At 39.1% G+C, this 25841-nt stretch carries 24 protein-coding genes and 1 riboswitch; of the genes, 10 read left to right on the top strand and 14 right to left on the bottom strand.

Features of this window, described 5'->3' with window-relative positions:
- Nucleotide 1: 1 nt before the first annotated feature.
- The 3 genes from yqiA to nudF all read right to left on the bottom strand — a co-directional run bounded on the left by yqiA (nucleotide 2) and on the right by nudF (nucleotide 2282).
- Complete coding sequence (yqiA, locus tag AB4J89_RS09960) at nucleotides 2–577, bottom strand: esterase YqiA (protein WP_368469087.1); 576 nt, start codon at nucleotides 575–577, stop codon at nucleotides 2–4.
- Nucleotides 578–580: 3 nt separating this feature from the next.
- A complete protein-coding gene (gene cpdA, locus AB4J89_RS09955) occupies nucleotides 581–1420 on the bottom strand; it encodes a 3',5'-cyclic-AMP phosphodiesterase (RefSeq protein WP_368469085.1) in 840 nt (279 codons plus the stop codon).
- A gap of 226 nt (nucleotides 1421–1646) precedes the next feature.
- Entirely contained in the window at nucleotides 1647–2282 is a 636-nt protein-coding gene (gene nudF / locus AB4J89_RS09950; RefSeq protein ID WP_088494650.1) for an ADP-ribose diphosphatase, read from the bottom strand.
- A 213-nt stretch (nucleotides 2283–2495) separates the two neighbouring features.
- Between nudF and tolC the strand changes: the two genes are divergently transcribed.
- From tolC to AB4J89_RS09935, 3 genes are all read left to right on the top strand, one after another.
- Nucleotides 2496–3893, top strand: coding sequence for an outer membrane channel protein TolC (tolC, locus tag AB4J89_RS09945; protein WP_088494649.1), 1398 nt, complete (start codon nucleotides 2496–2498; stop codon nucleotides 3891–3893).
- Between the two features lie 329 nt (nucleotides 3894–4222).
- Nucleotides 4223–4951, top strand: coding sequence for a DUF1190 family protein (locus AB4J89_RS09940; protein ID WP_072070058.1), 729 nt, complete (start codon nucleotides 4223–4225; stop codon nucleotides 4949–4951).
- 8 nt (nucleotides 4952–4959) lie between these two features.
- Nucleotides 4960–6123, top strand: a complete 1164-nt coding sequence (locus tag AB4J89_RS09935; RefSeq protein WP_368469082.1) for a glutathionylspermidine synthase family protein — start codon at nucleotides 4960–4962, stop codon at nucleotides 6121–6123.
- Nucleotides 6124–6222: 99 nt separating this feature from the next.
- Here AB4J89_RS09935 and AB4J89_RS09930 read toward each other — a convergent pair whose 3' ends face one another.
- The 4 genes from AB4J89_RS09930 to ribB form a co-directional block, all read right to left on the bottom strand.
- On the bottom strand, nucleotides 6223–6543 hold the full coding sequence (locus AB4J89_RS09930) for a CcdB family protein (protein WP_088494647.1): 321 nt from the start codon (nucleotides 6541–6543) through the stop codon (nucleotides 6223–6225).
- A complete protein-coding gene (locus AB4J89_RS09925; RefSeq protein WP_088494646.1) occupies nucleotides 6543–6794 on the bottom strand; it encodes a type II toxin-antitoxin system CcdA family antitoxin in 252 nt (83 codons plus the stop codon). Before AB4J89_RS09925 ends, AB4J89_RS09930 begins: the two co-directional genes overlap by 1 nt.
- 343 nt (nucleotides 6795–7137) lie before the next feature.
- Entirely contained in the window at nucleotides 7138–7923 is a 786-nt protein-coding gene (gene ygiD / locus AB4J89_RS09920) for a 4,5-DOPA dioxygenase extradiol (RefSeq protein WP_311755311.1), read from the bottom strand.
- A gap of 176 nt (nucleotides 7924–8099) precedes the next feature.
- Nucleotides 8100–8753 (bottom strand): 3,4-dihydroxy-2-butanone-4-phosphate synthase, encoded by a 654-nt coding sequence (gene ribB / locus AB4J89_RS09915; protein WP_023582768.1) that lies wholly within the window; start codon nucleotides 8751–8753, stop codon nucleotides 8100–8102.
- Nucleotides 8754–8877: 124 nt separating this feature from the next.
- Nucleotides 8878–9037: riboswitch (FMN riboswitch) on the bottom strand.
- 202 nt (nucleotides 9038–9239) lie between these two features.
- Here ribB and AB4J89_RS09910 point away from each other — a divergent pair.
- Nucleotides 9240–9560 (top strand): accessory factor UbiK family protein, encoded by a 321-nt coding sequence (locus AB4J89_RS09910; RefSeq protein ID WP_088494644.1) that lies wholly within the window; start codon nucleotides 9240–9242, stop codon nucleotides 9558–9560.
- 98 nt (nucleotides 9561–9658) lie between these two features.
- On the opposite strand, the gene AB4J89_RS09905 is transcribed toward AB4J89_RS09910, so the two are convergent.
- Nucleotides 9659–10981, bottom strand: coding sequence for a 6-phospho-alpha-glucosidase (locus AB4J89_RS09905; protein ID WP_088494643.1), 1323 nt, complete (start codon nucleotides 10979–10981; stop codon nucleotides 9659–9661).
- Nucleotides 10981–12609 (bottom strand): alpha-glucoside-specific PTS transporter subunit IIBC, encoded by a 1629-nt coding sequence (locus AB4J89_RS09900; RefSeq protein ID WP_368469078.1) that lies wholly within the window; start codon nucleotides 12607–12609, stop codon nucleotides 10981–10983. The genes AB4J89_RS09905 and AB4J89_RS09900 overlap by 1 nt, the downstream gene beginning before the upstream one ends.
- Nucleotides 12610–12910: 301 nt before the next feature.
- Between AB4J89_RS09900 and AB4J89_RS09895 the strand changes: the two genes are divergently transcribed.
- A complete protein-coding gene (locus AB4J89_RS09895) occupies nucleotides 12911–13615 on the top strand; it encodes a GntR family transcriptional regulator (RefSeq protein ID WP_088494641.1) in 705 nt (234 codons plus the stop codon).
- 92 nt (nucleotides 13616–13707) lie between these two features.
- Here AB4J89_RS09895 and hldE read toward each other — a convergent pair whose 3' ends face one another.
- From hldE to AB4J89_RS09880, 3 genes are all read right to left on the bottom strand, one after another.
- Nucleotides 13708–15132: a bifunctional D-glycero-beta-D-manno-heptose-7-phosphate kinase/D-glycero-beta-D-manno-heptose 1-phosphate adenylyltransferase HldE gene (gene hldE, locus AB4J89_RS09890; protein ID WP_311755309.1), complete on the bottom strand. Its 1425-nt coding sequence runs from the start codon at nucleotides 15130–15132 to the stop codon at nucleotides 13708–13710.
- 95 nt (nucleotides 15133–15227) lie between these two features.
- On the bottom strand, nucleotides 15228–18068 hold the full coding sequence (gene glnE, locus AB4J89_RS09885; RefSeq protein ID WP_368469075.1) for a bifunctional [glutamate--ammonia ligase]-adenylyl-L-tyrosine phosphorylase/[glutamate--ammonia-ligase] adenylyltransferase: 2841 nt from the start codon (nucleotides 18066–18068) through the stop codon (nucleotides 15228–15230).
- A 26-nt stretch (nucleotides 18069–18094) separates the two neighbouring features.
- A complete protein-coding gene (locus AB4J89_RS09880) occupies nucleotides 18095–19018 on the bottom strand; it encodes an inorganic triphosphatase (RefSeq protein WP_368469073.1) in 924 nt (307 codons plus the stop codon).
- Nucleotides 19019–19237: 219 nt separating this feature from the next.
- Here AB4J89_RS09880 and AB4J89_RS09875 point away from each other — a divergent pair, with 219 nt between their 5' ends.
- Both AB4J89_RS09875 and AB4J89_RS09870 read left to right on the top strand, forming a co-directional pair.
- A complete protein-coding gene (locus tag AB4J89_RS09875; RefSeq protein WP_088494638.1) occupies nucleotides 19238–19858 on the top strand; it encodes a TIGR04211 family SH3 domain-containing protein in 621 nt (206 codons plus the stop codon).
- Between the two features lie 26 nt (nucleotides 19859–19884).
- Nucleotides 19885–21123 carry a multifunctional CCA addition/repair protein gene (locus AB4J89_RS09870; protein WP_088494637.1) on the top strand — a complete coding sequence of 413 codons (1239 nt, stop codon included), beginning with the start codon at nucleotides 19885–19887 and terminating at the stop codon, nucleotides 21121–21123.
- Here AB4J89_RS09870 and folB read toward each other — a convergent pair whose 3' ends face one another.
- Nucleotides 21124–21474: a bifunctional dihydroneopterin aldolase/7,8-dihydroneopterin epimerase gene (gene folB / locus AB4J89_RS09865; RefSeq protein ID WP_075672896.1), complete on the bottom strand. Its 351-nt coding sequence runs from the start codon at nucleotides 21472–21474 to the stop codon at nucleotides 21124–21126.
- 104 nt (nucleotides 21475–21578) lie between these two features.
- Here folB and plsY point away from each other — a divergent pair, with 104 nt between their 5' ends.
- Nucleotides 21579–22235, top strand: coding sequence for a glycerol-3-phosphate 1-O-acyltransferase PlsY (gene plsY, locus AB4J89_RS09860; RefSeq protein ID WP_075672895.1), 657 nt, complete (start codon nucleotides 21579–21581; stop codon nucleotides 22233–22235).
- A 107-nt stretch (nucleotides 22236–22342) separates the two neighbouring features.
- Here plsY and tsaD read toward each other — a convergent pair whose 3' ends face one another.
- Nucleotides 22343–23365 (bottom strand): tRNA (adenosine(37)-N6)-threonylcarbamoyltransferase complex transferase subunit TsaD, encoded by a 1023-nt coding sequence (gene tsaD / locus AB4J89_RS09855; RefSeq protein ID WP_088494635.1) that lies wholly within the window; start codon nucleotides 23363–23365, stop codon nucleotides 22343–22345.
- Between the two features lie 341 nt (nucleotides 23366–23706).
- Between tsaD and rpsU the strand changes: the two genes are divergently transcribed.
- Both rpsU and dnaG read left to right on the top strand, forming a co-directional pair.
- Nucleotides 23707–23922 (top strand): 30S ribosomal protein S21, encoded by a 216-nt coding sequence (rpsU, locus tag AB4J89_RS09850; protein ID WP_001144069.1) that lies wholly within the window; start codon nucleotides 23707–23709, stop codon nucleotides 23920–23922.
- Between the two features lie 112 nt (nucleotides 23923–24034).
- Nucleotides 24035–25783: a DNA primase gene (gene dnaG / locus AB4J89_RS09845; protein ID WP_088495988.1), complete on the top strand. Its 1749-nt coding sequence runs from the start codon at nucleotides 24035–24037 to the stop codon at nucleotides 25781–25783.
- Nucleotides 25784–25841 lie beyond the last annotated feature (58 nt).

The raw sequence follows: 25841 nt of genomic DNA, 5'->3' as shown, positions 1-25841 counted from the left end.
GCTAAATTATCTTTAAAAATTGAATAATTTTCGGAAAAAAACGTTCAAAACCCACAAAAGCATGGTTTCCATCCGATTCTATGGTTTGCCTACACGCGCCAAGATATGAGACAGCTTGACGATAATCAAGTATTTCATCTCCAGTTTGTTGAAGCAACCAAATAAGTTCAGGTGATGTGATTGTGGGAATACGCAAAGCAAGCAGCTCATCCATATGATGAGGTTCTAGCTTATATTTTTGATGTGTATAAGGATTTTCGTTCTCCCCCAAAAAGTCTTGCAAAAGATCGAACGGTCGTATCGCAGGATTAACAACAACCGCAGGTAAGTTAAAACGTTGAGATAACCAAATAGATAAATAGCCACCTAATGATGAGCCAATTAATCCAAGTTTATCATCGGCACTCTCTTTAACTAACGTTTCAATTAACTGAGCGGCTTCTTGAGGGTAGAGTGGCAATTGAGGAACTAACAATTCAATTTCAGGATGAGTTACTTCAAGCCATTGGCGAAAAGCCTGCGCCTTTGCTGATTTAGGTGAGCTATTAAAGCCATGTAAGTAAAGAATACGAGGCATAACTTAATAGCCATCCGCATCAAGATCAGGACAAAATTCAGTACCCGCTAAACGATAAACCTGTGTGTCAATTTTGCCCTTCTCATCAGATAAAAGTGACATTTCCAAATAGCGCCAGCCCGGAGAAACTGTATCTAATGTAAAATTTGTACAATGAGGGCGAAACTGAATGCACGTAGAAGGTGTCGCCAACAAACGAATACCATTCCACATTTCATCCATTTCTTGGTGAATATGGCCACAAAGCATCATTTTTACTTGAGAGTGATCTTTTAAACGCTCAGCCAATTCTTGAGAATTTCTTAAACTGTGTTGATCTAACCATGTACACCCTGAAGGCATAGGATGATGATGTAACAAGATAATCGTATCTCTGTGCTTTTGGCTTTCAAGACAGCGCGTTAGCCAATCTAACTGGCAATCTGATAACTCACCATGAGGAACGCCTTGAATTTGGCTATCTAATAATAGCATTTGCCAATTATCACCAATCAACACTTGTTTTGCTGACAAAATTCCTGCCTGATTTAAAGCATCAATCATCGCAGGTTGATAGTCATGATTACCCGGCAACCAAACACAAGGAGGTGTCAGCGTCGCAATGCCATCAGCAAAATGCTGATAAGCTTCAAAGGTTTGATCTTGAACTAAATCACCTGTCGCAACAATCAAGTCAACATCAAGACCCTGCTCTCTAATCGCATTTAATACTGCATGGTAGCTACGATAGGTATTTATACCCAGCAGAGTATCTTCCACATTAGCAAAGAGGTGGGTGTCTGTGATTTGTAATATTCTTACGGTGTTTTTATGTTTCACCGATAATTCAAGCTGGCTTTCCAAAAGGTTTCCTTGTTTCACTCTCATTAGCCGTTATGTTAACGTATTTTCGTAGTAAAGATCTGCCAACCAATACACATTTCAAAAGATTAGTGAGAAATATTCTCGCTTTCAATCACGTTTTTTTCACTTCATTTTACAATTTAATTCATTTGATATCGTATACTTAGAGATAGTTACTCTACTTGATAATATTACTAAAAACATCCTTTAAAGATTGATTAGTGTATTAAATTACTGACCAACGCTCTCTTAGTGCAATATGATGAAGTTGTAACCATTGCAGAGCAATAACAGATGCTGCATTATCAATAACGCCTTCTTCAACCCAACAATAGGCTTGTTCTCGGCTCACGACATGAACACGAATATCTTCGTTCTCACACGCTAACCCATGAATACCTTTTGCCGTTGTTGCATCCACTTCGCCAACATAGACATGCATTCTTTCACTTGTACCGCCAGGGCTTGAAAGATAACTCACAATAGGTTCGCATCGTCCAACAACAACCCCTGCTTCTTCTTGGGCTTCACGTCTAACAACATCTTCAGGGCTTTCCCCTTGTTCGACCATACCCGCAACCACTTCAAGCAACCAAGGTGTCTCGCTGGTTTCATACGCAGGAATACGAATTTGCTCAATTAGCACCACTTCATCACGTTTGGGATCATAAGCGAGCAAAACACCAGCATTGCCTCGTTCAAAAACCTCACGTTTAACCTCTTCACTCCATCCTCCTTCAAAAAGGCGATGTTTAAAGCGATATTCGGTCATGCGAAAAAAGCCTTTATATAAATCTCTCTGATTGAGCAATTTCACATCTTCACGACCGTATAAAAATGGTGTATTTTCCCTTTTCTTCATACAATGTTCCTTAAGTTACATTTAAGAGTCTTTTTATTGCTTACGTTTAATACAGATTTAAAGAAATTTGCCAACAATTCATGTAAAGTTAATCTAAAATAAAAGGATATGGCACAAATGGCTACCCCTACTTAGGGAAACAATCTGCTAGAATTATCCCCAATCAAGATTAACAGAGGCAACTCAGCGAAACTGTTGCAACAAGGAATTAAAATGAAAAAACTGCTCTCTCTTTTGGTCACGATGAGTTTGGCAGGATTCAGCACTGCAAGTCAGGCTGAGGATCTGCTTCAAGTTTATCAAAAAGCAAAGGACAGTAACCCTGAGTTACGCAAATCATTAGCTGAACGAAATCAAGCTTTTGAAAAAATTAATGAAGCTCGTGGCTCATTATTACCACAATTAGGATTAGGTGCATCTGCAGATTATAAAAGCGGCTACCGTGATGCAAGAGATACCGAATCCAATTCTATTGGCGCAAGTTTAACGCTGACTCAAAGTGTGTTTAACATGGCTTTATGGCGTCAATTAAACATTCAAGAAAAAACAGCGGGCATGAGCGATGTGACTTACCAAACAAGTCAGCAAAAACTGATTTTAGACACCGCGACCGCTTACTTTGATGTTTTGCGTGCTATCGATTCACTGTCATTTATTGAAGCGCAAAAAGAACAAGTTTACCGTCAGTTAGATCAAACAACTCAACGTTTTAACGTAGGTTTAGTGGCAATTACTGACGTACAAAATGCGCGTGCAAATTACGATAGCGTACTGGCACAAGAAGTGGCTGGTCGAAATCAATTAGATAATGCATTAGAAAAACTACGCCAAGTCAGTGGTATCTATTACATTAATCTTGCCTCACTCAATATTGGTCGTTTTTCAACAACTTCACCAGACTCTATTGAGAAACTGCTAAAAGATGCTGAAGAGCGTAACTTAAGTTTATTAAGTGCACGTTTAGGTCAAGATTTAGCGCGCGAAAATATTCGTTTAGCGCAATCAGGTCACTTACCAACAGTAGATTTAAATGCATCAACTGGCGTATCAAATAGCCATAGTCACGGTAGCGCATTACCTCCAGCAACAGCAGGTAATAGTCGCAATAGTTACAATGGTCAAAATAGTATTGGTCTGTCTGTTAGCATCCCTCTATATACCGGTGGCAGAACAAGCTCACAAGTTGAACAAGCACAATATGGTTTTACTAGTGCAAGCGAACAATTAGAATCGGTTTATCGTTCGATTGTCCAAATCGCTCGTTCTTCTTATAACAATATTTCTGCGTCGATCAGTAGCATTAAAGCGTATCAACAAGTCGTTGTTTCTGCGCAAAGTTCATTAGATGCAACTGAAGCGGGTTATCAAGTGGGTACTCGTACTATTGTTGATGTGCTGAATGCCACAACAACGCTTTACGATGCAAAACAGAAATTATCTAACGCGCGTTATGACTATTTAATTAACCAATTAAATATTGAATATGCTCGTGGTACCTTAAATGAAAATGATTTAATTCAGTTAAATAATGCATTAGGTGCAGAAATTTCCACTTCACCAGACAGCATTATCCGCCCGTTAACAAGCCCTGCTCTTAACGTTGCGCCTTAATCCTGAATTAAGAAGTTAGCCACTTATAAAAAACCGCTTTCAGCGATAAACTGATAAGCGGTTTTTTTTATGCTTTCTCTTCACATAAGATATTGTGTTATGGATTAAATTAAGATCTCGACAATATCTATATTCTTGTATTAACAAATACCTTAATTACAATTAGGTTAAAAAGAGAGGATTTACCTAATTTCATTACCCTTAACCTTATAAAGATCACAAATTTCTGGTTATCCCTGATGATTAGGCGTTTCTTATTTATTTTCTAGACTATTTAACCTATCCTAGCTTTTATTTTGAACGTTTTACCTTTTATGGATCTTATCAATATGCCAATGAAACGTACCAAATCGATTAATCGTGATGCTTTCCGTAAAGCATTTCGTCCTTATCGTCTGGCGCCTGTTGCAATCGCCATCACTGCTGTATTCGCGCTTTCAGGATGTGAAGAGAGCGATGAGACAGTTTCACTGTATATGAACGCACAAGAATGTGCTCAAGCGAATCCGTCACAAGCAGCACAGTGTGAAGACTCTTATCGCACTGCATTGCAAGAAGCACAGCGTACCGCACCTAAATACGCAACATTAGAAGACTGCGTAGCTGAATTCGGTGATGCACAATGTACTCAAACAGCGTCTATTGATGGACAGCCTGTTAGTACTGAAAATGCCAATAATTTAAGCCCAGACAGCTCACAAATGGCTCAGGCTAACTCCGGCGGTAGCTTCTTTATGCCATTAATGGCGGGCTATATGATGGGTCGCTTAATGGGTGGCGGTGCGCCAGCACAACCTCTGTTTAGTTCGCGTAATCCAACAAGCCCCGCAAATGGTAAATTTGTGGATGCAACAGGTCGTAACTACGGCCCTGCGGTTGGCGGTCGTCAAATGAACGTGCCAAAAACAGCAATGACACCAAAACCATCAACAACTTCAACAGTAACACGTGGTGGCTTTGGTAATACGGTTTCAAGACAAGCAGCAGCTCAACGTACCAGTGCAACAAATAATAACCGTAGCTCAACTGGTTCATCTTCTTATCGTTCAGGTGGTTAATTAAAACCATGAAACGTGAAAATATCATTGAACGCCCGGATTGGCGTGAAAAAGCAACGGAATTTGGCTTTAACTTTCATACAATGTATGGCGAGCCTTATTGGTCTGAAGATGCTTATTATCAATTCTCAATGGAAGAGGTTGAAACGTTAGAAGAAACGACGGAAGAGTTGCATCAGATGTGCCTACAAGTCGCTGATAAAGTGGCTAATAGTGAAGAATTACTGACTCGCTTTCAAATCCCGCGTCACTGCTGGGATTTTGTACGTGATTCATGGAAATCATCTCAACCTTCACTCTATTCACGTCTTGATTTAGCGTATGACGGTAAAAATCCGGCAAAACTGTTAGAAAATAATGCAGATACTCCAACTTCTCTGTATGAATCTGCTTTTTTCCAATGGATCTGGCTTGAAGATCAAGTCAATGCAGGTCGTTTACCGCAAAATGCCGATCAATTTAACAGCATTCAAGAGAAATTAATTGATCGATTCTCAGAGCTTCGTGATCAATACGGAATGCGTTATCTGCATATGTCTTGTTGCCAAGATACTGAAGAAGATCGTGGTACAGTTCAATATCTACAAGATTGTGCTGAAGAAGCCCAAGTAACGACTGATTTTGTTTTTATTGAAGATCTGGGTCTAGGCGAACGTGGTGAGTTAACTGATCTGCAAGATCAGATAATCAGCAATATGTTTAAGCTTTACCCTTGGGAATTTATGTTCCGCGAAGACTTCTCAACTAAACTGGCTGATGCAGGTATTCGTTGGTTAGAGCCTTCTTGGAAGAGCATTATTTCAAATAAAGCATTGCTACCAATGCTTTGGGAGATGTTCCCTAATCACCCAAATCTACTGCCTGCATATTTTTATGACGGTAAAGCGCCTGATTCATTATCGCGTTATGTTATCAAGCCACTGTTTTCACGCGAAGGTGCAAATATTCGTATTGTTGAAAACGGCAAGGATATTGCTGTCGCAGATGGCCCTTACGGTGAAGAAGGCTTTATTGTTCAAGATTTCCATCCACTGCCAAAATTTGGTGATAGTTATACATTAATTGGTAGCTGGCTGGTTAACGACCAATCCGCAGGTATTTGCATTAGAGAAGATAGAGAGCTTATTACTCAAGATCTCTCCCGCTTCTATCCGCATATTATTTTAGATTGATAGAAATCTTAAAATTATATTGAGCACCTTATTGCTTGTTAGCGGTAAGGTGTTTTTTTATTCAAAATAGCTTTCTATTTTGATGATTTCAATATAAGACTATATTCCAGAAATGATCATATCCATAGCAGACACTATTGCTGTATGGATCTCAGGCCTAACACACACAATATCAACTGTTCTTAACTTACTCTTTGCTACGGCTGTTATAGATTTCGTCATAACAACATATTTCTGATTATCTATTTCAATAACGGGTGCCAATATCTCTATTTGAGAGTTCTTATGTGATAACTGAGTAATCGGCATAATGACCCGAGAATCAATATCACTTAGTAGTTCATTTTGAATATCAATAAAATAAGGGTACTGTTCTTTCGATTTAAGGGATTTATTACGATATATTGTGTATTGAGACATCAAATAACCCCATATTCATCATCATCAGTAAATAACCCCATTTCCTGTTCGAATTCATTAAGAGCTTGAATGCCATTTTTATTTTCAGCTTTCCACTGTTCCCGCTTTTTTTCACGAATGGCATCAGATAACATTTGATCAAGTGTTGCTGATAAATTAATTCCAAGCTCTCGCGCTTCATCCACCAATTTTACAGTTAGATACACATTAACTCCTCGTTTATCTTTTTTACTCATCGTCAATGTTTTCATTATAAGCTCCATTTATGTGCATCATTTATGTGCATAAGTGTAGAGCAGATAATTATCAACATCAAACTGGGAGATATTCAAAAAACATAATTAACTTATTTAGAGAAATATAAAAAGCATTCATCTAATAGCTATGAAGTTTATCAAAATTTTCACCAAATAAAAATAAAATCAATATAAACAAAAGGTTAAAAACATTTATTATATCTATATAGAAAATTGGAAAGGTTAATAACGAGGGAAATATAATGAATCGATACATTAATATTTAATATAAAAAAGGCCAAATTCCATAAAATGGATTTAGCCTTTCACTTCTATCAATTAGTTTTATTGGATAGTTTTATCCAATTTGAAACGTCATCATGCTTAGTGATTTATTCACAATATCATTATTCAGCACTGTTGCCTTTTCACCCTCTTGTTTTAAACCTAATAGATACAACGCAGGTAAAAAATGGTCTGGTGTAGGGTGTGCCAGTCGCCCTTCTTCTGTTGATAAAATCGTAAATAACGCTTCTGGTACATTATCGCTTCGTAAGCTGTTTTCGACTGCCTCATTAAAGGCTAATGCCCAAGAATAAGGCGTCGCATCGCTATTTTGCCAATCCATCATTCTTAAATTGTGAACGATATTACCGCTACCAATAATTAAGACGCCTTCTTTACGTAATTCAACCAGCTTTTGCCCCAATTCATAATGCCATTGTGCTGATTGGCGTGCATCAATGCTTAATTGAACAACAGGAATATTTGCATTGGGATACATTTTTTCGAGTATTCCCCAACTCCCATGATCTAATCCCCATTGATCCATATCGAGTTTTAATTTAATCGGATCGATAAGATCTTCAATCAGTGCGGCTAAGCCTATCGAGCCTCGCGCTGGATATTCTATTGCGTATAACTCTGGTGGAAATCCATAGAAATCATGAATTGTCTTTGGTTGCGACATTGCTGTTACATAAGTCCCATCGGTATACCAATGAGCTGAAATCACTAAAATCGCTTTAGGTTGAGGAAGCGTTTCCCCTAATTTTGACCAGAGGCGAGTATATGTATTATCTTCTAATACATTCATTGGACTACCATGCCCAATAAACAGCGCTGGCATCATTTTTGTTTCCATAACCACCTCTTATGGCGAGTGTTCTTATCACATAAGCATACTGCCTTCTTACTTGAAATATAGTCAAAGAAGTATGAAATAGTTATTCAAAAAATATGAAAAAAGCCACCTAAGTTTCCTTAAGTGGCTTGATATAAGTGTGTGTGTTTTTCAGTGTCGTTTATAACATGTTAATTTCAGCCAGCTTTTTTCTCCTCACGAAGACGATAAGCCACTAAATCTTCAATAGTTAACACAGGCATATTGTGCTTTTTAGCAAAAGTAATTACTTCTGGTGCTCTTGCCATTGTGCCATCGTCATTTGTTAATTCGCATAACACTGCAACAGGTTTAAAACCGGCTAAAGTTGCTAAATCAATCGACGCTTCAGTGTGTCCACCACGCGTTAACACACCGCCAGGTTGAGCACGTAATGGGAATACGTGACCGGGACGATTTAAATCACTTGGTTTTGCATTATCAGCTGCCGCTGCACGTACTGTGGTTAAACGATCAGATGCTGAAACACCCGTCGTTACACCTTGTGCTGCTTCAATCGTGACTGTAAATGCCGTATGGAAATGACTGGTGTTATTTTCCACCATCATAGGCAAATCAAGTTGTTGACGGCGTTCTTCTGTAATGCATAAACAAACAATGCCACTACCATGACGAATAGACATCGCCATTTGTTCTGTGGTCATCGTTTCTGCTGCGAAAACCATATCGCCTTCATTTTCGCGGTTCTCGTCATCGAGCACCATTACGCCTTTGCCAGCACGAAGGGCTTCTAGAGCAAGTTCAACACGCTCAAATGGATTACCGAATTCGGAAAGTAGCGTCTGATTCATGGTAAAAAAACCTCAATAATTAATGAAAGTTACCAGAATCAGGGCAGTCTTAGGAGTGGATCTCTGCTTAATAAATACACAAGCAGAAACAACAGGAATGGATACAATGATCCTACTGATGCTATTTTATTCTCTCCCATCCAGACTTTAACTGTCGGCTCCAGAATCACACTGGATCTGCTGACCTTTGCATTACAATGGCAACACAAAGCGCTCGCGGGCTTTACCTAAGTATTCAGGTATCTACCGCCGGTGGGGACTTTCACCCCGCCCTGAGATTAACGGTGAAACTATACGCTTTAAAATTATAAGAGGCAATCATCAATCGGCGACAATCTTTGTTTCATCACATAATCATTTTATGACATACGGTTATTTAACTATTTATAATAAAAAAGTAACAATAATCTTGATATCTGGTTTTATTCCCTCTGTCCTCATATTACACTTAGCCTCAGCTTTCTATTTTATTTGTGAGGACTTCCCATGTTGGACCCGAAAAAACTTGAACAAGTCGCGCGCCAAATCCAAAACGTTCTGCCACAGGGCATTAAAGATTTTGGTGATGACATTGATAAAAAAATCCGCACTGTTCTGCAATCTCAATTAAACAAGTTGGATTTAGTCAATCGCGAAGAGTTTGATGTACAAACTCAAGTTTTATTACGTACTCGTGAAAAACTTAATCGTTTAGAACAACGTTTAAATGAGCTAGAAGCTGGTCTACTGGCAAAACCTCAAATTGAAGTTTCCCAAGTTGAAGAAGTTGAAATTGTGGTAGAAACTCAAGCTGAAAATAAGGCTTAATCTATTCACTTTATTGCTTGTTTTAGTAATAAAGAAAAAACCCTGTATCTCATAAAGACACAGGGTTATTTTTTATAACCTTAATAATCCATTAGCAACTATTTTAATTCCGGCCAATAGTCTTTATTTGCTTCAATTAAATCATCTAAAATCGCTTTTGCGACAGTCGCACTTGGTACAGTTTTAGACATCGTAATGGCTTGCCACAGTTTTAAATAGGATTTTTCAATCCACGCTTCTACCACTAATTTTTCAACTGCAACTTGTTGGCTCATCATTCCTTTTTGAAATAATGGAATTTTACCCATTACCAAAGGCTCTGGGCCATGACTTCCGACAATACAAGGGATCTCTACCATCGCCTCAGGATCAAAGTTAATAATTGATCCGTTGTTAGGAACGATCAGTAGCATTCTTTCTTGGGTATTAAACGCAATAGCTGTTGCTAGATCGACAATGTAAGAAGCGTGTTCATCAATCTCAAGATGCCCTGCCGATGATTTACCTGCATTAGTAATGGCACGACAAGCGCTGAACACATTCTTTTCTCTGTGCTCCATCACTTCATTCGCACGAGTATGATGAGGATCAGAATGCTCAACAACATAATCAGGGAATAAATAATACTTCAAGTAAGTGTTTGGCATTGTTGCTGGATCTAATGCCCACACATCTTTTGCTTTACCGAATGTATCATTCCAGCTGGCTTCAACCGGCTCACCAGCCACTTTTGGAATATACCCATGTTCAGCAACATGTTTACGGATCACAGGCAGTAAATCATTCCCCTGCAAATCTTCAACTTGAGTCCACCAGCCAAAATGATTTAAACCGTAGTAACGAACTCGCATCTCTTTACGTGATTTTAATCCTGCAATTTGTGCCATACGTGATTCAATGCCAATTGGCATATCACAAATATTTAAGATCTTCGCATTAGGTTTTAAACGACGAGTAGCTTCAGCGACAATTGCAGCAGGGTTAGAATAATTTAGCATCCATGCATTTGGTGAATATTTTTCCATATATTCAACCAACTCTAAGACTCCCCCAATAGAACGCATACCATAAGCAATACCACCAGGCCCACAAGTTTCTTGTCCTAATACACCATGGCGCAAAGGAATTTTTTCATCTTTTTCACGCATTGGATATTTACCAACACGGATATGCGCCATAACAAAATCAACATCCGTAAAGGCAGTTTTAGGATCTGTGGTATAGCAAAATTCAATTTCAGGTGCCTTTTCAGTAAGAATTATTTCACAAGCTTTAGCAATGGTTTCTTGCCGCTCGGCATCATTGTCATAAAATTTGATGGCTCTTAATGGAAAACGTTTTAAATTTTCCAGTAGCATCAAAATAATACCGGGTGTAAATGTACTACCGCCACCTGCAATTACGACTGAGAACTTCTTCATTATATAGCCTCCGACAAGATGATTTTTTGTGTATCTTCTTTCATAAGTTGTTCAATTTTGTCTCTCACTTGAGAAACGTGTAGCCCGATAATGATTTGTAATGCATGGCCTTTACGCACCACACCATGTACACCGAGCTCTTTGAAATAAGCATCCGTTTCAACTATTTCGCTATCTATCACTTCAATGCGTAAACGTGTTGCACAATTATTTAAGGATTTGATATTTCCACTTCCCCCTAAACCTTCAAGAATGCCTTTAGGAAGTGCGAGTTTGCGGTCTTCTTTTGCTGTTTTTGAACTATCTGAAACTTGTGACTTTTTATTTTTATAGTCTTGTTTGCTATAAAGTTTTATCTCTTCGTCATCTTCTTCACGACCCGGTGTTTTTAAATTAAGTTTGATAATTAATGTTCTAAACACCACAAACCAAATCATTGTAAAAATGAGTCCTATGACTATTTGCGTGATAATCATTCCGTAATGGTTATGAAACATTGGGATCCAATTCATAGGAAGAAAATTGTCGATGATCCCCCCGCCCATATTTCCAACAACCCCAAAGTGATAAAGCGTTGTCGCTAATGTGGCGGCTAACACGGCATGAATGGCAAACAATAACGGTGAGATAAATAAAAATGTGAATTCTAAAGGTTCTGTTATTCCCACAAATACAGCGGTCAATGCAGAAGGTATAAGTAAACCGGCAATCTTGGCTCTATTTTTAGGTGCGGCAGTAAAATAGAGAGCTAGCGCTATACCAATAGAGCCAAAAACTTTGCTATTACCATGTAACGCAAAGCCACCTTCAGGAAATAACTCTTTTAAAGATTGTGTACTTTGACTGAAATATTGCATATTTTGAGCCCAATCAACTTGAATACCATGTTCAGTGACTGCTGGGCCAAAAATAAAAGGTCCATAAATAAAATGATGTAAACCAGTAGGAATTAAAATACGCTCAAGAAAGGTATATATCCAAACACCTAAAGAGCCTGATTCAACCATAAACACCTGCAAAGATTGAATACCAACTTGCACTTTAGGCCAGAAAAATAATGTTATCCACGCTAAAGGTAACATCACAAAAAAACTAATTAATACAACATAAGATGTTCCCTGAAATATACCTAGAAATACAGGTAGCTGTTTATCGAAATAACGATTATGTATACTTGTTACAATACCAGCAATAATAATTGCCCCAATAATACTAGTATCTAATGTTTTAATACCGGCAATCATTGTAAGGCCACTATTTCCGCCAACTTCATTTGTAAAGTCCACGCCGAAATAATTTCCCCAAACAATACCCATTGCATTAATAAAATAATTCCAAGTGAGAAAACTCACCATAACGGCAAGGCAAGCTCTTGCTTGTGCTGTTTTGGCTAAACCTATTGGTAAACCAATTGCAAAAATAAGAGGCATATTGCGAAAAACAGTCCATCCACCCTCTTCAATAATATGAACAATTTGAGAAAATAAACTATCAGGTCTTAATAAATCTTCACTAATAAATAATGGATTCTGTAATAGAATTGCAATGCCTACAACAATACCTGCAAAAGGAAATAGCAGGACAGGGGTAAACATGGCTCCACCAAATCTTTGTATTTGACTGAGCATAAAAATATCCTCTTATTTACTGCTACTGGGACGACATACTATTTAATTTATTTTTATTCTGTAAATTCAGATTAGATTCTTTTCTCTTTATTCTCTCATTCGAAATGAGTTATTCGTGATCTAATTCATATTAATCTTTCAAGCAAAGTGATCTACATTTTTGTAAAAAAGCAGATCAATTTTTATTTTTTGATAACGTTCACATTTTCAAACTACAAATCATTTTGCTATATATCAAAATATTAGACTCAGATATTCTAAATATAGAAAACTATTTTTTAGAATAAAAAGAGGTATAAAAGTGATCTATAAAGACATTGCAAAAAGCCTAAGAATTCAAATAAATTCGGCAGGATATCAAATTGGTGACACATTACCGGCTGAAAAAACATTAGCAGAGCAATACGATGTTTCAAGGATGACTATCCGTAAAGCTATAGATTTACTGGTTATCGCAGGTTTATTAGAACGGAAGCAAGGTTCAGGGACTTATATTAAAGAGAAAGATGTTCATCATGAAAATGCAAGCTTAAAAGGCTTTGTCGAATTAATGGCAAATACAGGCCACAATGTAAGAAGTGAAGTTATAGAATTTAGTGTTATTCCCTGTCCTTTATCTATTGCTAGTAAATTACGAATTAATTCAAATGAACGTATTTTTTATTCAAGGCGAATACGTTACGTTGATAATAAACCGCTTATTGTTGAAGATAGTTATATGCCTGTTAAATATTTTACTAATTTAACATTAACCCACTTAGAAGGCTCTAAGTTTGACTTTATTGAGAATGTTTGCCAAATAAAAATAGCGGGAAGTTACGAAACATTTCATCCTATAATGCCAGACAACAATATTTGTCAATTATTAAAAATAGAAAATAACATTCCAATATTAAGACTCAGCACATTATCATACAGTATCCATGGTGATTATATTAACTATTCAATCATGTATAGAAACACTCAAGATTATATTGTTGAGTATCATTTAAAACGAGAACAATAATTATTGATAATATTAGAACATAATAATTAGTCACCATAACAAAAAAAGCACCCCGTAGAGTGCTTTCTTTTAAGCTTAATAAAAGAGCTTAATTATTTCTTTTTAATTGCGTTAATGATATTTGTTGTAGAAATACCATCTTCAAAATTCAGCACTTTTACTTCACCACCTGCTGCCCAAACTTCTTTACTACCTGCGATATCTTCAGGCTTATAATCGCCACCTTTAACTAAGATATCCGGTAATACAGAGGCAATTAAGCGCTGTGGTGTATCTTCTTCAAATGCAACAACCCAATCGACTGCACCTAAAGCACCTAAAACTGTCATGCGCTGCTCTAATGGGTTAACAGGACGACTTTCACCTTTTAATCGCTTAGTAGACGCATCACTATTTACAGCAACAATAAGGCGATCACCTAATTTACGTGCGTTCGCTAAATAGCTAACGTGACCTGCATGAAGAATATCAAAACAACCATTCGTCATAACGATACGCTCGCCACGTTGACGCGCTAATTCGACAGCTTGTTTTAGTTGCTCTTCTTCCATCATACCGAAACCGTTGTCAGAACGACCACGGATTGCATTTTCAAGCTCGATAGGTGACACCGTTGATGTCCCTAATTTACCGACAACAACACCCGCAGCTGCGTTAGCAAGGAAACAGGCTTCACCTAAAGGTTTACCAGCAGCTAAAGAGGTTGCTAATACGCCAATTACCGTATCACCAGCACCAGTAACATCATAAACTTCTTGTGCTTGAGTTGGTAAATGCAGTGGGGCTTCATTAGCACGAAGTAAGCTCATTCCGCGCTCTGAGCGAGTGATAAGCAGCGCTTCAAGATCTAAATCTCTAACTAATTTTGTGCCTTTTTCCACCAGCTCTTCATCGGTTTTACAAACACCAACGACTTGTTCAAATTCAGACATATTTGGCGTTAATAACGTTGCACCGCGATAACGTTCAAAATCAGATCCCTTAGGGTCGATTAATACAGGTACACCCGCTTTTTTTGCCAGTTGGATCATCTCTTGAACATGAGAAAGCGCCCCTTTGGCATAGTCTGATAAAACCAATGCACCAATAGAAGGCAATGCTTGCTGAATACGTTCATAAATAGGTTGAGGATCAACATTGCTAAATCCTTCTTCAAAATCAAGACGGATTAATTGCTGATTACGAGAAAGAACACGTAATTTTGTGATCGTTGGATGTGTCGCAACAGAGACAAAATCACAACGCACATTGACCTGATTTAATGTATTGCTCAATGCTTTTGCGGCTTCATCAATACCAGTTAAACCCACTAAACGCGAATTAGCACCAAGAGACGCGATATTCATTGCAACGTTTGCGGCACCGCCTGGTCGCTCTTCTGTGGTATCTACTTTGACCACTGGCACTGGGGCTTCTGGTGAAATTCGACTTGTTGGGCCATACCAATAGCGGTCTAACATGACGTCACCGACAACCAACACATTGGCCTTATTAAAATCCGGCAGCGTTACTTTCATCCCATACTCCACATTTATTTTCAAAATAAGCCGAAATAATACCATAACTTGTTAGGCAAAAAGAGATACACATAAGACTTCATGCCAACAAACCATTACTCTTGTTCACCGAGCCACTTCAGTTTGCTTTTTAATACGCACTCTCGCTCTGCGATAAAACAATGATTATCCACAATAGCAGGTAATGCTTGTAGAGCCAGATGATGCAATTCATTACGTAATGTGACATAAGCATGTGTTAAAGCGAGAGCTTCATCTTCATCCATTACTTGATGTTTTGCCATTAACTCAAAAATACGCACATTATCAGACCAACGAGTTAAAGCCGGATATTGGTGAGAAAAACGCAATACTAAATATTGTGCGATAAATTCAATATCGGTAATACCGCCAGATGAAGTTTTTAAATCAAACTTATCTGCTTGTGTTGGTGCAAGATGTTGCACCATTTTTTTACGCATATCGCGCACTTCATTCTGTAACACATCTGCATCACGAGAAAGACATAGGGTTTCATGACGAATACGTGAAAACATCTGTTGTAATTCATCATCACCGTAAATCATTCTGGCACGAATTAGCGCCTGATGCTCCCAAGTCCAAGCTTCATTTTTCTGATATTCATCAAAAGCTTGAATAGTACTAACCAACATACCAGATTCACCTGAAGGGCGTAAACGCGCATCGACTTCGTACAACACACCAGAAGATGTTCTGGTACTAAATAAATGGATAATACGCTGTGCTAAACGCAGATAAAATTGGCGGGCATCAATCTGTTTAGCCCCTGTTGTCACCGTATTTATTGGACAATCTAATAAAAAGACCAAATCCAAATCAGAGCTATATCCTAGCTCCCATCCCCCTAATTTACCGTACCCAATCACCGCAAAACCAAGTCCATCACGATGAGCTAAATGTTCAGGCTCACCATAACGTTTCACCATATATGACCAAGCTTGATGAACAACAGCATGAATAATAGCTTCAGCTAAATAGGTTAAGTGGTCGCTAACCTTCATGACTGGTAATACACCTGTAATATCTTCAGCAGCGATACGTAGTAATTGAGCCTGCTTAAACTGGCGTAATGCTTCTAATCGTTGCTCTTCGTCTTCTTCTGGTACACGTAATAAATATTGGCGTAATTCATCACGATACGCATCTAAAGGCAGGGGTTGATAAAGAGAATTGGGATCAAGTAATTCATCTAGCAATAAAGGGTGAAGCGCTAATTGTTCAGCAATCATCGGCGATGCCGCACAGAGCCGTATAACATGCGTTAAAACTTCATCCGACTCTTGCATTAACTCTAAATACGTTGTACGACTCACAATGCTTAATAACAGAGGCGTCACACGTTGTAGTGTCACTAGAGTTTGAGGTTGCTGACAAATTTTAGCTAATAGTTTTGGCATTAAGGCATCAAGAACATCACGTCCTCTCGGTCCAATCGTTCGCTTGCCAATATCTTGTCGAAAATTCTGTAACGTCTGATTTATCGCCTCAAGAGCTTCGATGGTTAATGTTTCATGAAATAATGGCGACGTTTCAGGCAAACGCCCAAGTAACCAAAGACGCTTAAATTCAGAAATATCATCTTCATCATCATTCTCGTCTTCTTCACCAATCAATTGCGTGAATATCACGGAAACAGCCTGCATCTTGTGGTTAATTTCTTGATAAAGCATTTCCCAATCATCAAATCCCATTGCAAAAGTTAACCGTGCTTTATCTTCTTCACTTTCTGGTAAGGTTTGAGTTTGTTGATCACCAATAGATTGCAGTAAATTTTCTAATCGACGAAGGAAAAGATAACTTTCAGTGAGTTGTGCGGTTTCTTGTGATGTTAACAGCTCTAGTTTAGTGATGACATTAAGCACTGTTAATAATGAATTACTTTGTAACTCCGGCTCTCTTCCCCCGCGAATTAGCTGGAAAACCTGAGTAATAAATTCAATTTCACGAATACCACCAGAGCCTAATTTTATATTATCAATCATACCACGACGGCGTACTTCACGACTGATCATGGATTTCATATTTCTAAGTGATTGGATAACACTAAAATCAATATAACGACGATAAACAAAAGGACGCAACATTTGCCGTAAAACTTGGCAATACTCTTTCTTTTCTGCACCTAGCACACGCGCTTTGATCATCGCATAGCGTTCCCAATCGCGCCCTTGCTCTTGATAATAATCTTCCAGTGCTGCAAAACTCATTACCAAAGGACCGCTTTCACCAAAAGGGCGCAATCGCATATCAACACGATAGACAAAGCCATCAATGGTATGTTGATCCAAAGCCTTAATAAGCTTTTGACCTAAGCGAGTAAAAAACTGTGCATTATCTAATTCTCGGCGTCCACCTTGCGTAAATCCATTTTCAGGATAGGCAAAAATTAAGTCGATATCAGAAGAAAAGTTAAGTTCAAATCCACCTAGCTTTCCCATTCCTAAAATCAGTAATGGCTGAGGTTTTCCCTCATGATCACAAGGTGTTCCCCATTGCTGGCAACATTGCTGATAAAGTGTATCTCTCGCAACACAAATTAATGTTTCAGCTAACACACTCAAATGTTTTAGCACACAAGGAATATCGCCTAATTGAAAAAATTGTAGCCATGCAATGCGCACTAATTGTTGATGACGAAATTGGCGTAAGATCCGCATCACATCATCTTCACTATCAATATTGGCTAATTTTTCCGTTAATTGAGACTCATAACTTTGCCATTCCACACTGTTTGGTGGATTTTGCCTGATATCAGTCAACCATTGAGGATTAACACGTAAATGCTCTGTTGCAAAAGGGCTAAAAGCAAAAAACTGTTGTTCAAGCTCACTAAAAGGCGCTAACGCATTTAATTGAGAAGAGAACCCACACTGTGCTTTATTCCACAATTGTTGAAATACACCGATAACAGACATAAATAGACTCTCAAGTTGTCAGAAAATTAAGCAATAGATAGTAACCACGCCATAGAAGATAACTTAAAGTTCAACCATAAAACATGATAATAGTCGGTTGCGGTTGTAAATGTTAACGGTGAAATACCATTGAGTGATTGTTGCATAGACTCAGGCAGATCAGCCTGTTTTTTACACCAATCTGAAAATAACGCCAACATTGCTGGCATAGTAATTGTCGGAGGTGTTGGGTTAGCAAAAATGGCTTCTTCTAATGCTTGTATTGCACTTAACCATTTTGTGAGTTGCTGAGCGGTTGTATCACTAGGAGAAAGACTCACCACACTCAACGATAAAGCAGGTTTATCTTTCGCTAAATAATAACCTCGAGCCGCTTTACTGCGAGAAGCTAGGCGCAATCCCCCTTTTTCACCTAAATAAGTCGCTAATGCAATAATATCTGACACATCGCCTTTTTTAAGCTCTAACTCGAACTCTTCGATCGGTAACTCATATTGATGAGTACGAATAGCGCCTTTATCTAATACCACTTCAATTTGGCTATTTTGAAAATCCACCAGCCAGATTTCACGATAAAAATCGGTATTAAACAACACATTGAGTTGTGTTTCTAATAGGGTTAAATCTGTATTTTCAGGCCAGATTTCTGCTGGAAAGCGAGCTAAATCTAATTTAGGTTGCTCTAATTTCACATTATATTCTGGACGTTGATGCAAACCTGCAACCACTTTACCGGCTGTTTTAATTGTCATTTCATAACTTTCATCAACACCACGAATACGCAACCCCATATCCCAACGACGAATTTGATTATCTGTCGTCTCAAAGTAAAGATTAGTCAGCTTTTTAGGTGCAGAGTGCTGATGAGGTAGAGTAAGAATGCGCTGAATAATGTGAGGAATAGCGGCAGGTATGGCACTCATTTTGAGTTCAGTTTCTAATTGGCTCATTCTATTTCCCTTAAGTAAATCAATTGATTAGTAAAATATTTGACGCATTTTCATTTTGCAAGTGATAGCCTAATAACAATAATGAATAAAAGGCAGATTATCCCTATATTCTACCAGTTAAGAGTGTTCTCATTCTGGTTTACTATTTGCTTACGCAAACTTTACTCTTTAGTATCAGTAAAAATATTCTCTTGTATAGATAAAAAAGTTGAAAACATAATGCGAAAATTACCCTTACTTTTTCTTTCCTTACTTGGCTTAGGCGTTTCTCTGAGCTCACACGCAGAAACTCGTTATGTTTCCGATGAATTATCCACTTATGTACACAGTGGACCAGGAAATCAGTATCGAATTGTTGGCTCTTTAAACTCGGGCTCAACCGTTACTGTTATTTCTCGTAACGCAGCAACGGGTTATGTACAGATTAAAGACGATAAAGATCGTACCGTTTGGCTACCAGAAAGCCAACTCAGTGCCCAACCAAGTATGCGTACTCGTATTCCTGCTATGGAAAAAGAGATCCAAACACTGCGCGATAAACTGGCGAATATCGATCAAAGCTGGAACCAACGCACCACTGATATGCAAAATAAAGTTTCAAACAGCGATGACATCATCAATGGCTTGAAAAAAGAAAATGAACAAATGAGAACAAAGCTCGCTGTCGCAGAGAAAAAACTCGATTTTGCTAATCAACAATTAGATGACAGACAACGCGATATCATCTTACAGTGGTTTATGTATGGTGGTGGTGTTGCAGGTGCAGGTCTTGTTTTTGGTCTGATCCTTCCACATATTATTCCGCGCCGTCGTAAACGTAATGATCGTTGGATGAACTAACATCCAGCCAAAGGAACAGTGATCCCGTGAATATATACCTTGTTGGTGGCGCTGTGCGCGACCAACTATTACAGATGCCAGTAAAAGACAGAGATTGGGTTGTTGTTGGTGCAACTCCTCAAATGCTGTTACAACAAGGCTATCAACAAGTAGGCAAAGATTTTCCTGTTTTTCTTCATCCAGATACTCATGAAGAGTATGCCCTTGCGCGTACAGAACGAAAATCAGGCTCAGGTTACACGGGTTTCACTTGTTATGCGGCACCAGATGTCACGTTAGAAGACGATCTCGCACGTCGTGATCTCACCATTAATGCCATTGCTTATTCTGCTGATGGTGAATATGTCGATCCTTATCATGGCATAGATGATATCCATGCAAGACAACTTCGCCATGTTTCTGAAGCCTTTTCAGAAGATCCTTTAAGAGTTTTGCGAGTTGCACGTTTTGCTGCACGATTTGCGCCTTTAGGATTTAATGTTGCACCTGAAACACTGCAATTAATGAAAACGATGGCACAAAGTGGCGAGCTAAATGCGCTGACTGCTGAACGTGTTTGGAAGGAAACAGAAAAAGCCCTTGAGAGCCCCGCGCCTCAAGTCTATTTTGAAGTTCTACGCCAATGTGGTGCTTTAAGCGTTCTTTTTCCTGAAATTGATGCTTTGTTTGGTGTTCCTGCGCCTGAAAAATGGCATCCAGAAATCGATACAGGCATTCATGCCATGATGGTACTCAATATCGCCAGCCAATTAACCGATGATATTGCGGTGCGCTTTAGCGCCTTATGCCATGATTTGGGGAAAGGATTAACACCTCCTGAAAATTGGCCTCATCACCATGGACATGGTCCTGCTGGTGTTCCTTTAGTTGAAGCCTTATGCCTGCGTTATCGTATTCCTAATCATATCCGTGATTTGGCACGCTTAACGGCAAGATTTCATGATCATATCCATCGTATTGATAGAATGCGCCCTTCAAAAATAATCCGCTTATTTGATGCTATTGATGCATGGCGAAAACCTGAACGTGTTGAGCAATTAGCAATGGTGAGTGAAGCCGACGCCAGAGGACGCAAAGGGTTAGAAAATCTCGTTTACCCACAACGCGCGTTTCTTTGCCAAGCTTTCGCAATTGCAAATAATGTGGATATTAAGCCAATTATTGAAAGTGGATTAAAAGGAAGTGCAATACGAGATGCGCTAACCAAGCAACGGGAAGCCGCGATTATAAAATGGAAATCGCGACTTAATCAGGATCAGCACTAATTAAGCTTTACGCTCAATAATCACACCCACGTTTTTGGCTTGTGCAACAGCCCCAGGTTTCGCTAATTTAATTTTTACTCTAGGTACAGCAAATTGAGTAATCAATAGCTGTGCCACTTCTTCAGCAACACGTTCAACTAATTCAAAACGTCGAGTCTCAACATAGTCAATGATTGCATTACTCACACTGGCATAATCTAAACAATGAACCACATCATCGGTTTGGGATGCGCGTTTGTTATCCCATTCCATTTCGATATCGAACACTAATTTTTGCTTTATGGTTTTTTCCCAATCATAAACACCGATTGTGGTTATTACTGATAATTGCTCAATAAATACGATATCCATCACGTCATCTCTTATTTTTTCTGCTCATCGGATACCACTTCCGATGAAATATGCGTATTATCCATACATGCCTAACGAACTTACATAAACATTGGAGAATACAAATGAGTGCTAACGCACTTGGAATGATCATCTTCGCCTACTTGTGCGGCTCAATCTCCAGCGCGATATTGATTTGCCGACTGGCAAGACTACCTGATCCAAGAAAATTTGGCTCTGGCAATCCCGGAGCGACCAACGTCCTACGTATTGGTGGAAAAGCGGCCGCAGCGGCAGTACTTATCTGTGACGTCCTAAAAGGGATGCTTCCTGTTTGGCTCGCCTACTATTTAAATGTGCCTCCTTTTTATCTCGGCATTGTGGCAATCGCGGCTTGCCTTGGGCATATCTACCCTGTTTTCTTCCACTTTAAAGGCGGAAAAGGCGTCGCCACAGCATTTGGTGCTATCGCTGCCATTGGTTGGGATTTAAGTGGTCTTATCGCAGGAACGTGGTTACTCACCGTTTTACTAAGTGGCTATTCATCACTTGGCGCAATCATCAGCGCACTGCTTGCCCCTTTTTATGTTTGGTGGTTTAAACCAGAATTCACTTATCCCGTTGCGTTATTATCATGTCTTGTACTTTACCGTCATCATGACAATATTCAACGTTTATGGCGCGGCCAAGAGAGTCGGATCTGGCACAAATTGAAGAAGAAAACCGAAAAAACAGAAAAAGAGATCATTCAAGAAGCGAAAGAGCAAGAAAAAGAAGATTAATTAGTTTCTGTTTAAAATTTGAATTGAAAAAAGAAAAGCCACTTTGAAAGTGGCTTTTCTTTTGCAGATATCGTGTGCCAAATTAAAAATAGACACTTTACAATATATTATTTACTTTCGAGGGCAGGCAATTCAGCTAAAGGCCAGCGTGGTCTTACAGTCACACTTAACGGGCCTTCTGTACCGCCTTTAAAGCGGATCATCCCCGCTAATGCAATCATTGCACCATTATCAGTACACAGTTCAGGACGCGCATAAAAAACTTCGCCGCCTAATTGCTTCATCACGGTTTCCATTTTCGCACGTAATGTCCGATTAGCACTTACACCACCTGCCATCACTAAACGTTTAAAACCTGTTTGTTCTAAAGCTCTACGGCATTTTATCGCTAGCGTATCAACAACAGCATCTTCAAATGCCCGTGCAATATCAGCGCGAGTTTGGTCTGAATCGTCATTTTGACGAATAGTATTAGCCGCAAAGGTTTTTAAACCAGAGAAACTAAAGTCAAGCCCCGGTCTATCTGTCATTGGGCGAGGAAAAACAAATCGACCTTCTGTGCCCTGTTGCGCCATTTTCGATAATACAGGACCGCCGGGATAATCTAATCCCAACAATTTTGCTGTTTTATCAAAAGCTTCGCCAGCAGCATCATCGATAGATTCACCTAATAAGGTGTATTCGCCAATTCCTGTCACACTGATTAACTGTGTATGACCACCAGAAACCAAAAGCGCCACAAATGGAAACTCAGGTGTTTTCTCTTCAAGCATTGGCGCCAATAAATGGCCTTCCATATGATGAACAGGAATAGCAGGAACATCCCATGCAAAAGCTAATGAGCGCCCAATTGTTGCACCTACAAGCAAAGCGCCAACAAGACCAGGGCCCGCAGTATAAGCAACTGCATCAATATCTTTTGCCGTAAGATTTGCTTCTTTCAGTGCCGCTTGAATAAGAGGTACTGTTTTACGGATATGATCCCGTGAAGCAAGTTCAGGAACTACACCACCATAATCGGCGTGCAGTTTAATTTGGCTATAAAGTTGATTCGCTAATAGACCGGCTTTATCATCGTAAATTGCGATACCGGTTTCATCGCAAGATGTTTCAATACCTAAAACTCGCATGACGCTTCCAAATTCTTCTTCGCGGACTCGCGTAATAAATCGATTGTACCATTATTTCGGTGATTTTATACGCCTTCGGCACATCTTTTACATACCAGCATGTGACAAATTCCTTTTTCTGTTCTATAATTATCCACCTATTTTAAGTGATTTAAATGTGTGGTTAGCGATTTTCGCTTTTCGTGTTCTCCCAAAAAGACACAAAAGTGAGAGTTTGCGTTTCAATTTTGTGCATCTCTTTACAAAGTGCCCTGCTTTGAAGTAAAATTCCGCACCATTTTAAATGTCGGCTGGCTTAAATAATGCCAGCGCAAACCGATTTCTATTGAGGTGAGAGGCACATGCCGGTAATCAAAGTACGTGAAAACGAGCCATTTGACGTTGCTCTTCGTCGTTTCAAACGCTCTTGTGAAAAAGCAGGCGTATTAGCAGAAGTTCGTCGTCGTGAGTTTTATGAAAAACCAACGACTGAACGTAAACGCGCTAAAGCATCAGCAGTAAAACGTCACGCTAAAAAATTAGCTCGCGAAAACGCACGTCGTACTCGTCTGTACTAATATTTTGCGGCTTATACCGCAACATATGCAGACACTGTAGTCGCAGTTAAAGGCCGTGCTTTCTTCTGAGAGCGCGGCTTATTCTCGTTCAACAACAGGCGTAAAAGGGCTTATGGCTGGACGAATTCCACGTTCATTTATCAATGATTTGCTAGCTCGAACCGATATCATCGATCTTATCGACGCTCGCGTGCCGTTAAAAAAACAAGGCAAAAATCATTCAGCGTGTTGTCCGTTTCATAATGAAAAAACGCCCTCTTTCACAGTAAATAGCGACAAACAGTTTTATCACTGTTTTGGTTGCGGCGCGCATGGCAATGCTATTGATTTTTTAATGAATTACGACAGGCTCGATTTTGTCGAAACCATTGAAGAGTTAGCAGCAATGCATGGGTTAGAAGTTCCTTATGAAACAGGAACAGGCAGTAGTCCTATTGAACGACATATAAGACAAAATCTCTATCAAGTGATGGAGAAGTTGAATCAGTATTATAGTAGCGCTCTCAATAAACCTGATGCACAGGAAGCAAGAAACTACCTTGCGCATCGTGGGCTTACTGAAGATATTATTACCCGTTTTTCTATTGGATTTGTACCAACTGGTTGGGATAACGCCCTAAAACGTTTTGGTCAAAGTGCCGATAATAAAGCCTTACTTCTTGAAGCGGGTATGGTAATAACTAACGATAATGGTCGTACTTATGATCGTTTTCGCCAACGAGTCATGTTTCCGATCAGAGATAGACGTGGCCGTGTTATTGCCTTTGGTGGACGAGTGTTAGGTGATGATTTACCTAAATACTTGAACTCACCAGAAACAGAGATTTTCCATAAAGGCCGCCAACTTTACGGGCTTTATGAAGCGCAACAATCTAATAATAACGTCACAAAGCTATTAGTTGTTGAAGGTTATATGGATGTTGTGGCATTAGCGCAGTTTGGTATTGATTATGCCGTTGCCTCATTAGGAACCTCCACTACAGCAGAACATATCCAGTTGCTCTTTCGGACAACGGATAACATTATTTGCTGCTATGATGGAGATAGAGCTGGTCGTGATGCCGCATGGCGAGCATTAGAAACCGCCCTTCCTTTTTTAAATGATGGTCGCTCTTTACGTTTTATGTTTTTACCCGAAGGTGATGATCCTGATTCATTGGTTCGCCGTGAAGGTAAAGAAGCTTTTGAAAAACGTATGGAACAAGCACATTCATTATCAGAATTTTTATTTGATTCACTCGTTCCTCAAGTGGATCTGAGTACTCAAGAAGGCAATGGTAAGCTATATAGTTTAGCCAGACCATTAATAGATAAGATCCCAAGTGAAACTTTACGTCTATATTTATTAAGAGAGCTTGGAAGCTTAACGGGAAATCCCGATATAGAGCAGATGGATCGTTTATTTGGTAAAACGCCGGTTAATCACGAATTATCGTATCAACCGACAAAATTACGCACCACACCGATGCGTATATTGATTGCCCTATTGATACAAAACCCAGAATTCTCTAAATTAGTGCCCCCTCTCGAGGGATTAAGTACAGAAAAAATTGCAGGTCTATCGCTTTTTATTGAATTAGTTTCCGTTTGCCAAGCACAACCGGGCCTAAATACAGGACAGATTATCGAACTCTATAGAGAGAATAAATTCGGTAAACAGCTTGAAAAATTGGCAATGTGGAACGATATAGATATAGATGAGATTGCAGAGAAAACCTTTACAGACACGTTAGATCATCTTTTTTTAACCGCAATGGACGAGCGTCTAAACGCACTTATTGCGAAAGAGAGAACAGAAGGCCTAACGCAGGATGAACGCGAAGAAGTCCAATTGATAATACAGGCACGCGTTAAAAAGTAAACACAGAATTAAGATTAAAAACACGGCTTAATTGCCGCTATCGGTAGGTACTAAAAAC

It is taken from the genome of Proteus sp. STS61-E (assembly GCF_040932335.1).
GTDB classification, from domain to species: domain Bacteria; phylum Pseudomonadota; class Gammaproteobacteria; order Enterobacterales; family Enterobacteriaceae; genus Proteus; species Proteus mirabilis_B.
This window is presented reverse-complemented; position numbering and strand designations above follow the sequence as displayed.

Coding starts and splice junctions, on each gene's coding strand:
- glnE (WP_368469075.1), bottom strand. CDS start 18,068: ATGTCTGTTATCGGTGTATTTCAACAATTGTGGAATAAAGCACAGTGT.
- AB4J89_RS09935 (WP_368469082.1), top strand. CDS start 4,960: ATGAAACGTGAAAATATCATTGAACGCCCGGATTGGCGTGAAAAAGCA.
- AB4J89_RS09910 (WP_088494644.1), top strand. CDS start 9,240: ATGTTGGACCCGAAAAAACTTGAACAAGTCGCGCGCCAAATCCAAAAC.
- AB4J89_RS09900 (WP_368469078.1), bottom strand. CDS start 12,609: ATGCTCAGTCAAATACAAAGATTTGGTGGAGCCATGTTTACCCCTGTC.
- nudF (WP_088494650.1), bottom strand. CDS start 2,282: ATGAAGAAAAGGGAAAATACACCATTTTTATACGGTCGTGAAGATGTG.
- AB4J89_RS09925 (WP_088494646.1), bottom strand. CDS start 6,794: ATGAAAACATTGACGATGAGTAAAAAAGATAAACGAGGAGTTAATGTG.
- dnaG (WP_088495988.1), top strand. CDS start 24,035: ATGGCTGGACGAATTCCACGTTCATTTATCAATGATTTGCTAGCTCGA.
- hldE (WP_311755309.1), bottom strand. CDS start 15,132: ATGAAAGTAACGCTGCCGGATTTTAATAAGGCCAATGTGTTGGTTGTC.
- yqiA (WP_368469087.1), bottom strand. CDS start 577: ATGCCTCGTATTCTTTACTTACATGGCTTTAATAGCTCACCTAAATCA.
- AB4J89_RS09930 (WP_088494647.1), bottom strand. CDS start 6,543: ATGTCTCAATACACAATATATCGTAATAAATCCCTTAAATCGAAAGAA.
- tolC (WP_088494649.1), top strand. CDS start 2,496: ATGAAAAAACTGCTCTCTCTTTTGGTCACGATGAGTTTGGCAGGATTC.
- rpsU (WP_001144069.1), top strand. CDS start 23,707: ATGCCGGTAATCAAAGTACGTGAAAACGAGCCATTTGACGTTGCTCTT.
- ribB (WP_023582768.1), bottom strand. CDS start 8,753: ATGAATCAGACGCTACTTTCCGAATTCGGTAATCCATTTGAGCGTGTT.
- AB4J89_RS09905 (WP_088494643.1), bottom strand. CDS start 10,981: ATGAAGAAGTTCTCAGTCGTAATTGCAGGTGGCGGTAGTACATTTACA.
- plsY (WP_075672895.1), top strand. CDS start 21,579: ATGAGTGCTAACGCACTTGGAATGATCATCTTCGCCTACTTGTGCGGC.
- ygiD (WP_311755311.1), bottom strand. CDS start 7,923: ATGGAAACAAAAATGATGCCAGCGCTGTTTATTGGGCATGGTAGTCCA.
- tsaD (WP_088494635.1), bottom strand. CDS start 23,365: ATGCGAGTTTTAGGTATTGAAACATCTTGCGATGAAACCGGTATCGCA.
- AB4J89_RS09940 (WP_072070058.1), top strand. CDS start 4,223: ATGCCAATGAAACGTACCAAATCGATTAATCGTGATGCTTTCCGTAAA.
- folB (WP_075672896.1), bottom strand. CDS start 21,474: ATGGATATCGTATTTATTGAGCAATTATCAGTAATAACCACAATCGGT.
- AB4J89_RS09880 (WP_368469073.1), bottom strand. CDS start 19,018: ATGAGCCAATTAGAAACTGAACTCAAAATGAGTGCCATACCTGCCGCT.
- AB4J89_RS09875 (WP_088494638.1), top strand. CDS start 19,238: ATGCGAAAATTACCCTTACTTTTTCTTTCCTTACTTGGCTTAGGCGTT.